Annotated in this window: 8 protein-coding genes and 1 pseudogene; 3 read left to right on the forward strand and 6 right to left on the reverse strand. The window is 74.5% G+C overall.

The window, feature by feature from the left end; translation table 11 throughout:
* The 3 genes and pseudogenes from LCE31_RS40955 to LCE31_RS27780 all read right to left on the reverse strand — a co-directional run.
* A pseudogene (locus tag LCE31_RS40955) lies at positions 1-1184 on the reverse strand (hypothetical protein); the annotation flags it as partial.
* Between the two features lie 344 nt (positions 1185-1528).
* Positions 1529-2785 (reverse strand): precorrin-6y C5,15-methyltransferase (decarboxylating) subunit CbiE, encoded by a 1257-nt coding sequence (cbiE, locus tag LCE31_RS27775; protein WP_225018957.1) that lies wholly within the window; start codon positions 2783-2785, stop codon positions 1529-1531.
* A 167-nt stretch (positions 2786-2952) separates the two neighbouring features.
* The gene (locus LCE31_RS27780; RefSeq protein ID WP_225018959.1) at positions 2953-3591 is read right to left on the reverse strand and encodes a GNAT family N-acetyltransferase; all 639 of its coding nucleotides are present in this window, start codon (positions 3589-3591) and stop codon (positions 2953-2955) included.
* A gap of 217 nt (positions 3592-3808) precedes the next feature.
* Here LCE31_RS27780 and LCE31_RS27785 point away from each other — a divergent pair, with 217 nt between their 5' ends.
* Positions 3809-4168, forward strand: a complete 360-nt coding sequence (locus LCE31_RS27785; RefSeq protein WP_225018961.1) for a hypothetical protein — start codon at positions 3809-3811, stop codon at positions 4166-4168.
* 219 nt (positions 4169-4387) lie between these two features.
* Entirely contained in the window at positions 4388-4744 is a 357-nt protein-coding gene (locus LCE31_RS27790) for a hypothetical protein (protein ID WP_225018967.1), read from the forward strand.
* A gap of 219 nt (positions 4745-4963) precedes the next feature.
* Here LCE31_RS27790 and LCE31_RS27795 read toward each other — a convergent pair whose 3' ends face one another.
* Together LCE31_RS27795 and LCE31_RS27800 are read right to left on the reverse strand one after the other, a co-directional pair.
* On the reverse strand, positions 4964-5467 hold the full coding sequence (locus LCE31_RS27795; protein ID WP_225018963.1) for a GNAT family N-acetyltransferase: 504 nt from the start codon (positions 5465-5467) through the stop codon (positions 4964-4966).
* Between the two features lie 38 nt (positions 5468-5505).
* Complete coding sequence (locus LCE31_RS27800) at positions 5506-6048, reverse strand: sigma-70 family RNA polymerase sigma factor (RefSeq protein WP_225018965.1); 543 nt, start codon at positions 6046-6048, stop codon at positions 5506-5508.
* Positions 6049-6578: 530 nt separating this feature from the next.
* On the opposite strand from LCE31_RS27800, the gene LCE31_RS27805 reads away from it, so the two are divergent.
* On the forward strand, positions 6579-7253 hold the full coding sequence (locus LCE31_RS27805; RefSeq protein ID WP_225018969.1) for a lysophospholipid acyltransferase family protein: 675 nt from the start codon (positions 6579-6581) through the stop codon (positions 7251-7253).
* Positions 7254-7434: 181 nt separating this feature from the next.
* On the opposite strand, the gene LCE31_RS27810 is transcribed toward LCE31_RS27805, so the two are convergent.
* Positions 7435-8997 (reverse strand): MFS transporter, encoded by a 1563-nt coding sequence (locus LCE31_RS27810; RefSeq protein WP_225018971.1) that lies wholly within the window; start codon positions 8995-8997, stop codon positions 7435-7437.
* Positions 8998-9103: the final 106 nt, after the last annotated feature.

Consider the following 9103-nt stretch of genomic DNA (forward strand, 5'->3'; position numbering starts at 1 on the left):
GCTTCCGCCGCCTCGCCCTCCAGCACCGGGTTCTGCTCCCGCTCCGTCTCCTGCGCCGGGGCCTGTGCCTGCGCCGGTGCGCCCGCCTCGGCCTGCTCCGCCGGGCCGGTCGCGACCACCGCCGGGTTTCCGGCGCCCTCGGACTGCTCCTGGGCTTCCCGCGCCACCACGGCGGCACCGTCCGCGACCTGAGGCGCTGCCGGCGCCGGGACGGCCTCCGCCACCGGGGCGGCCTCCGCCGTCTCCCCCTGCGGGAACGGCGCGGCCTGCTGCGGCTCCTGAGGCTCCGGCACCCACGGGATGCCGCCCTGCGGCGCCTCGGCGGCGTCGGGCGCGGGCGCCTCGGCCACCTCCACGGCGCCGGTCTCGTCACGCGGGATGTCGAGGTACTCGGGCCCGGTCGTGGGCGGGCCCTGCGTCAACGGCCGTACGGGGTAGGCCTGCGCCGTACGGGCCGCGGGGCCGCGGTCGGCGAGCGACCGTACGACACCGCTCGTCGGGTCCGAGACGGGCGGGCCGAAGTGCAGCGGCCTGCGCGAGGCCGCCTGCGCGGCACCCGCGGCCACCGGCACCTGCCCGCCGAGGGAACCGTCCGGCGACACGGCGGGCGAGGGCACCCGGCCCGTGGCGGGCTCCCGCGGGTACGCGGCCGGGCCCGCGTGCCCCGCTTCCTGCGCGGCCGGCTCCTGGGCGTGGGCGAAGCCCTGGCCGTCGGAGCTGTATGTCTGCTGCTGCGGGTGCGGAGTTCCCGGCGCCTCGTACGGCACGCCGTGTGCGGGGGTGTGCTGCGGCGGCTGCGCGTGCTGCTCCTGCCCGGCCGTGTGCGCCGGGGTCTGCGCCGCCGGCTCCGTCACCGGCTGATCTATCGGCGGCGCGGAGGGCGAAGGGAGCGGCGCCTGCGGGTCCTGGGCCTGAGCGTGGGCCGTACCGGCCATCTGCTCCTGGACCTGGTACGGGCCGTGTCCTTCGGCCTGCGCCTGGTGCGGCGGTTCCTGCGGCGGCACCGGCTGGGGGTCGCTCCAGGCGCCCTGCGCGCTCGGCATCAGCAGGAGGTCGTCGTCCTCTTGAGGGGTCTCGGAGGGGCCCAGGTAGGCGTACTCACCAGCGGCCGGGGTTCCCGGCTGCTCCGCCATGCCTGCGTTCTCCGGCTGTCCCTCGTCCGGGACCCCGCCGGTGTCAGTCATGCGTACCCCTCGCCCATCGGTTGTGCTCCTTCAGCCCTTCGCCGGGGTAGTGCGGGGCCGTTGGCCCCGGCCGCCCGTCCAGCACAACGAGCGGGGCCGCCGCGCGGCACGAGGGACCGCGGTCCCGGCGTGTCCTCGCGCGTTTCCACGGGCCGTGACACGCGTCCCGACAAGCGGCCGCGGACCGCGCGCCGTTGCGCGTCCCCCGGTTTGCGCGTACCACACCACGAGCCGGAACCGGCTCCATTTCGACCGGATTTCCCGGACATTGACCACCGAATCCACAGTGGCCGAGGTGCGGTACAACAGTCCGCCAGCCTACCGCGCGCTCTCGCGCCGCCGGGTCAGGGGGCGCTTTCCCGCCGCTGTCCCGCGACCAGGAAGACGACGGCGCGCTCGCGCTCCGACCAGTCCCCGGTGTCCAGGTCCACGGACTGGAGCAGGGCGCACTCGACGGTGTATCCGCCCCCGGCGAGCGCGGCTCCGACGGCCTCCGCCTCGTCGCGGGTGGCCGCGTGGGTGACGATCCGCTCGGGCCTGCGGTCGGCGCAGGCGGTGACGACGTCGAGGCCGCCGCCGCCGATCCGTACGACGTCGGGCTCGGGAAGGCTTTCGAGTACGTGGGGCGCGCGGCCCTGGACGACCTGGAGTTGGACGCCCGCGCGGCGGGCCGCGGCGGCGGTGGCAGCGCAGGCGCCCTCCTCCTCGTCCACGGCGATGACGGCGGCGCCGAACCGGGCCGCCTCGGCGGCGACGGCGCCGCTGCCCGAGCCGATGTCCCAGATCAGGTCGCCGGTCCTGGCGCCGATGCGGGCGAGCTGGGCGGCCCGCAGCCAGGTCGACTCGCCCTCGTCGAGGGTGATCCCGTACTCCGCGGTGGGCAGGGCCCAGCCGCGCGTGCCGGTCCCGGAGGGCCTGGCGGAGTCGCCGCCGAGTATCCAGCCGGGGGCGGCGGGTATCGCCGCTCCCGCCGCGCCGCCGCCGGAACCACTGATTCCGGTGCCTCCGACGACGATCACGACATTCGGGTCGCGCCACACGTGGTCGGCGACCTTGTCGGAGGTCAGCACCGTGACCTGTTCGCGGTCGGTGCCGAGCTCCTCGCAGATCACGAAGGTACGGTGGACGCCTTCGAGCAGGAGCGCGAGTTCGACGGGGCCCGCCCCTGGCGAGGTGAGGACCGCGACCTTGGTGTGGGCGCGGCAGACGTTGACCGCGCGGCGCAGGGTGCGGCGCTGGGCCACGACGACCTGGGCGTCGTCCCACGCCATCCCGGCGCGCGCGAAGGCGGCGGCCACGGCGGAGACGGCGGGCACCACCTCCACCTCCAGACCGTGTTCCGGCGCGCGCAGCGTCCGCACGACCCCGAAGAACCCCGGGTCGCCGTCCGCGAGTACGACGGCGCTGCCGCGGTGGCCCGCGATGCGGCGCGCCGCGAGGTCGATGCTGCCGAGCCTGATGTGCTCGGCGTCGTCGGGAACTTCGGGCAGGGCCAGGTGGTGCGCGGCCCCGGCCACCAGGGTGGCGGCGAGGAGCGCGGATCGGGCCGCAGGGGTGAGCGGTGAGCCGTCCCAGCCGATCACCGTGACGCGGTCGGCCATCGTCGTATGTCTCCCGGAGGTGTCGCGGGCGGGGGTGCGGTTCAGGTGCGTGCGAAAGCCGTACCGCGGTGGGACGCGGGACGCGGGGCACGGTGAGAGTACCGGGCCGCGTTCCGGGACGGGCGACCGGTGGGGTACGGGCCCGGGCGGCGCGCGGGCGTCCGGCGTCAGCGCCAGTCGGTGTAGGTGGCGTACCCGCCGGCGTCGGCCAGTTGCTCGCCGACGCCGTCCAGGTCCTCGGGCAGCAGGCTCCATACGATCAGGTCGGTGCGGATGTCCGTCCAGCCGCCGTCCTCGGTCTGCGTGCGCGCTATGAACGCGTTGCGCAGCACCCCCTCGCTGATGCACCCCGCCTTCTGGGCGACCTGCTGCGCCGCGGTGTCGTCCGCGGGGGTGCGCAGTTCGAGGCGCTCGAACTTCTGGTCGCGGAAGAGCCACTGGGCGACGGCGAGCACCGACTCCGTGGCGTACCCCTCACCGCGGGCCCAGGGCGCGGTGGCGTACTCGGCGCGTACCGCGAGCGTGTGCCAGTCGGTGCCGAGCAGCCGGACCGTGCCGACGAGGCGCTGGGTCAGGAACTCGGTGACGGCGAAGACGATGCCGCGGCCCTCCCTGCGCTCGGCCGGGGCGGACCTGCCGACCCACCTGGCCGCGTCCGCCGCGGAGAAGGGGTGCGGCGCCGACGTCCACGCGGTGACCATCTCGTCGTTCATCATCTCGGTGTACGCCGGGACGTCGGCCGACTCGAACGGACGCAGCACCAGCCGCTCCGTGCTGATGGAAACGTCCGGGAAGGTGGTGGTCATCCGCAGCTCCATGCCTCGGTCCGTCCGGCGGTGCGTCCAGTCGGCAGCGCGTCCAGTCCGCCGTAAAGGCACAGCATGCAGCATTCGGCGGGCCCCGCGCGGGGGGGGGGGGGGGGGGGGCGGGGGGGGGGGGGGGCGCCCCCCCCCCGGCCGCGGGGGGGGGCGGGGGCCCCCCCCGGGGGGGGGCCGGGGGCCCCGTCCGTAATACCCTCGGTCAATGCTTGTCGCCCTGACGATCGCGGTAACGGTGGCCGCGCTCGCCCTCGCCGCCTGGTGCGGCTTCGCCGCCTACCGGGACCAGCCCACGAAGGACTGGCACTTCATCGGCATGGCCGTGGTGTCCGTCCTGGCGCTGGTGCAGCTGGTGGTGGGGATCGTGCAGGTCGCGCGCGGCGAAGAGCCCCACGACGGGTCGGTGATCTTCTTCGCCTACCTCGCGGGCGCGCTGCTCTCGGTGCCGGTGGCCGGGTTCATGTCACTGACGGAGCGCACCCGGTGGGGGTCCGTGGTGGTCGCGGCGGGCGGGGTCGTCCTCGCCGTGCTGGAAGTGCGGCTGTTCGCGATCTGGGGAGGGTGAAGGAAGGCGATGGAAAGGGACGGAACGGACGTGACGGCGCAGACGGCGGGGCCCGCGGGGCCGGCCGCCGAGGAGACCGGCGGGACGGGGACGTCCGCCGCGGCGGGCGCCTCGCCCGCGGGTGCGGCGAAGGCATCCCCGGCCGGTGCCGAGGCCCCCGCCAAGAGGACCAAGCTGGTCAGCGGGCCCGGCATCGTGCTCGTGTGGCTGTACGGCGTGATGACGGTCGGCGCGGCCTCGCGGTCGGTCTACCAGATCGCCTCGGACTTCGGGCGGGCGCCGCTGGCCTACTCGCTGTCGGCGGTAGCGGCGGTGGTCTACGTCTTCATCACGTACACCCTGGTGCGCGGCGGCGAGACGGCGCGCAAGGTGGGCCTGGTCTGCTGCGCGCTCGAACTCGTCGGAGTGCTGACGGTGGGCACGTGGACACTGGTGGACTCGTCGGCGTTCCCGGACGCGACGGTCTGGTCGTACTACGGCGCCGGCTACATCCTGATCCCGGTGGCCCTTCCGGTCACCGGCATCCTGTGGCTGCGCAAGTCCCGGGCGCTCGTGGCGGCCACGCCTTCGGTCTGAGAGCCGGCGCGAGGCGTGTGCGGCGCGCGAGGCGGGTGCGGCATGCGGGGCACGTGAGGCATGCGAGACGTGTGCGGCGCGGGGAGGCGTATGCGGCGGGAGAGCATCACGCGTGTCGTGAGGGAAGCGTGAGGGAGCAGAGCCCCGGTCGGACGGCCGTCGCGGCGGGGGTTGCCGCTCGCCCCTGACGCCCGCGCCCCGGGACGTCAGGGGCCCGTGTCAGGCGCTCGCCACGAAGGTGCCGGCGGCGGCCGGCTTCTCCAGTTCCACGAGGTCGAGCCGTGAACCGTCCGCGCTCGCCCGGACCGGGGCGTAGCCGCGACTGCGGTAGAGGCGCATGTCGCCGTCGCCCCTGCCGCTGGTCGACAGCTGGAAGCGGCGTGCCGCCGGGTCCTGCGCGAAGTGCGTCTCGATCGCGTCGAGCAGCCGCCCGCCGAGGCCGTGCCGCTGCATCCGCGGGTGGACCATCAGCTTGCCGATCCTGGCCGTGCCCGATGCGTCGATCCTGCCGCGCACCGAGGCGACGACCTCGTCGCCGAGGCGTGCCACGAAGCACTGGCCGCCTTCGAGGTCGGCCCTGAGGTCGTCGAGGGTCTGGGTCAGCGGCTCGATCGTGTAATCGCCGTGCAGCGCCGCCTCCCCCTGGTAGCACAGGTACTGGAGTTTGAGGATGTTCTCCGCGTCCTGCGCACGTGCCGCTGAGATGGTCACGCTCATGCCCATGTGTGCATGCCTCCCGCTCACCTGGTTACGCCGGTTGTCTACCGCTCCTTTCCCACATGTTCGCGAGCCGCAACCTCCGACGCGAGCATTCTGCGCAGGCATCCCAGGCATCTGGAACGGATCGGTCCCAAACTCCCCTGTGACATACCCAACGCCCCTGCGATTTCCCGGTAGGTGGGATCGCCGGGCGACAGCATCGCCGTCAGCAGTCCTGGGCACCGTCCGGGCGTCCTGCGGACGGCGTCGCGTATGGCCCGTCGGCGCTCGGCCAGCAGAACCACCCGTTCGGGCCCGGCCTCCGGGTCGGTACGGGGCTGGTGCGCGGACCCCGCCCCGTACGGCAGTTCGCGGGTGGCGGTGCGGCGGGCGCGGCGCGCCTCGGCGCGGACGGTGTCCCTGACCCAGCGGCAGGCGTCGGGCGGCGGGCCCTGGCCGGACAGGCGCTCCAGGAGCCTTACCCATACAGCCTGTTCGAGGTCGCGCGGTTCGACGGCGGCGGCCGGGGCCTCGGCGCTCGCCTCGGCGTGTACGAGCGGGGCCAGCACGGCGAAGAGGTCGCCGGCCCCCGGGGTGGTGACCATGAACGGCGAGACGTTTTCGCACAGACGCCGGTTGCCCCGGGCGCGTCGGGCCACCCGATCGGATACGTCCTCGTACGCACGTACGGTTTGAGTACTGGACCGCTCGCCCGCTCGATCCGCGCGGTTCGTACGGTTCACGCGGTTCACGCGGTTCGTACGGTTCACGCGGTTCACGCGGTTCACGCGGTTCACGCGGTTCGTGCGGTCCGCGCGCCGACGCCGCACGACTGGAACCACCCGGGGCCGGCCCGGCACCGGCCGCGCCGATTCCACGCCATCCGTAGGGACTTGTGTACGGAACCTGACAACGAACCCGCGAGCGCGCGTGGGAACGCCTTGTACACGCGGGCAGTTGACGGGAGGGGGCCCCATCGCTCCGGCCGTCCCCGGCCGCGCCGGGCAGGGCGCACGCCGGGCCGGCTACCCGGGTGCGGCTCCCGGGGTGCGCTCGGGTGCGCCTCCCGAGTAATGTCCTCACCTGCACAGACCTCGCCCGTTCAGCCACGCCCGCCGACGACACGGAGGACCCGTTGTCCCGTTTCGCGTTCCTCAAGGCAACGATCGGATCACTCGTGCGCCTCGCCTTCCGCCCGCGGGTGGAAGGAGCCGAGCACATTCCGGGCACCGGGCCCGTGATCCTCGCCGGCAACCACCTCACCTTCATCGACTCGATGATCCTGCCGCTGGTCTGCGACCGGCAGGTCTTCTTCATCGGCAAGGACGAGTACGTCACAGGCCGGGGCATCAAGGGCCGGGCGATGGCGTGGTTCTTCACGGGCGTCGGCATGATCCCGGTGGACCGGGACGGCGGTCGCGGCGGGGTGGCCGCGCTGATGACGGGGAGCCGGGTCCTGGAGGAGGGCAAGATCTTCGGGATCTACCCCGAGGGCACCCGCTCCCCCGACGGCCGCCTGTACCGGGGCCGCACCGGCATCGCGCGGCTGACGCTGATGACGGGCGCGCCGGTGGTGCCGTTCGCGATGATCGGCACGGACAAGCTCCAGCCCGACGGCAAGGGGCTGCCGCGCGCGGGCAAGGTGACCGTCCGGTTCGGACCGGCGATGGAGTTCTCCCGCTACGACGGGATGGAGCGCGACCGCTACGTGCTGCGCGCGGTGACCGACTCGGTGATGGCGGAGGTCATGCGGCTCGGCGGCCAGGAGTACGTGGACATGTACGCGACGAAGGCGAAGGCCGCGGCGTAGACGCGTGGCACGCGGGCGACGCACCGCAGCACACCCCGGCGCACCGCACCGCACCCCGCACCTCATCGGAACGGCGCCGTCCTGCCCCCTGGCAGGCGCCCCCGTTCCGTGCGCGGGCCCTCAACGGCCGCCGTGCGGGCGGCGCACACAGCCGGGGCCCGCACCATCTGAGTCACCCCCGCTAGCGCCGCCGGTCCACCGCCGAGGCGCCCGCCGCGTCCGCCCTCGCGCCGCCGCCCGCAGCGTTCTCGGCGGACTCGGCGGACTCGGCGCCCTCGGTGCCTTCCTGCGGCGGTGACTCCGCGAGCCGCTGGCCCCGGAGCAGGACCCAGGCGGCGCCCGCCGTCAGCAGCAGGATCAGCGCGCCTCCGCCGGCCGCCACCCGCAGGCCGCTCATGAACGACTCCTGGGCCGCGGCGAGGAGTGCGTCCCCCTGGCGTCCGAGGCCGTGCGCCGCCTCCACGGCGCCGCCGAGCGACTCGTGGGCCGAGGCCGCGGCACCCGCGGGGATGCCGCGTGGCGTGGTGAAGCCCCGGTACACGCCGGTCACGACCGTGCCGAGCAGGGCGATGCCGAGGGCCGCGCCGAGTTCGTAGGCGGTCTCCGAGACGGCGGCCGCCGCTCCGGCCTCCTCCTTGGGGACGCTGCCGAGGATCACGTCGGCCGTGACGGTGAAGCTGAAGCCGGCGCCGACGCCCACCACCAGCAGGACGGTGCCGAGCGCCGGATACCCGGTGTGCTCGCCGAAGAGGGTGACAGCCGCGAGCGCGAGCCCCACCGCGGCCAGGCCGCCGGACACGACGGCCCGTACCGAGAAGCGGCGGGCCGCACGGCCCGCGACCAGGCCCGTCGCGACGGCCCCTACCGCCGCCGGGATCTCGGCGAGGCCCGCCTCCAGCGGGTCGCGGCCCTGCACCAGCTGGAGGTACTGCGAGAGGAAGAAGACGAGTCCCGACAGGCCGAGGATGGTCAGCAGGTCGGCCAGGACCGCGCCCCGGAACCCGCGGTGCTGGAACAGCCGCATGTCGAGCAGCGGCACGGGCAGACTCAGCTGCCGGCGCACGAACCAGGTGAGCGCGGCGATCCCGGTCAGCGCCGTCGCTGCGACACCCCCGCCGAAGCCGTGGGCGGCCGCCTCCTTGACCGCGTACACCACGCCGATGACGCCGATCAGCGACAGCAGCACGCTCGGCACGTCCCAGGGGCCGGGGCGCGGGTTCCGCGACTCGGGCAGCAGCTTGACGCCGACGAGGACGAGCACCGCCATCACCGGCAGGTTGATCAGGAAGACCGAGCCCCACCAGAAGTGCTCCAGCAGGAAGCCGCCGACGATCGGGCCGACGGCAGCGCCCGCCGAGGCCATGGCGCCCCAGATGCCGACGGCGAGGCTGCGCTCCCTCGGGTCGTGGAAGATGTTGCGGATCAGCGCGAGCGTCGCCGGCATCAGGGTCGCGCCCGCGACGCCGAGCAGGGCGCGCGCGACGATCATCATCTCCGGGCTCGTGGCGTACGCGTTGAGCACGGAGATCCCGCCGAACGCGACCGACCCGCTCAGCAGCAGCTTCTTGCGGCCGATGCGGTCGCCGAGGCTGCCCATCGAGACGAGCAGCCCGGCGATGACGAAGGAGTAGATGTCGCCGATCCACAGCAGCTGGGTGCCGGAGGGGCGCAGGTCCTCGCTGAGGAAGGGCGTGGCGAGGCCGAGGACGGTCGCGTCGACCGCCACCAGCAGCACGGCGAGCACCAGGACGGCGAGCGCGAGCCAGCGGCCGGGGGCCCCCCCCCCCCCCCCCCCCCGCCGGGGGGGGGCCCGCCCCCCCGCGGGGGGGGGGGGGGGGGAGGGGGCCCCA

It is taken from the genome of Streptomyces sp. 8L, from assembly GCF_020176795.1.
Classification (GTDB): domain Bacteria; phylum Actinomycetota; class Actinomycetes; order Streptomycetales; family Streptomycetaceae; genus Streptomyces.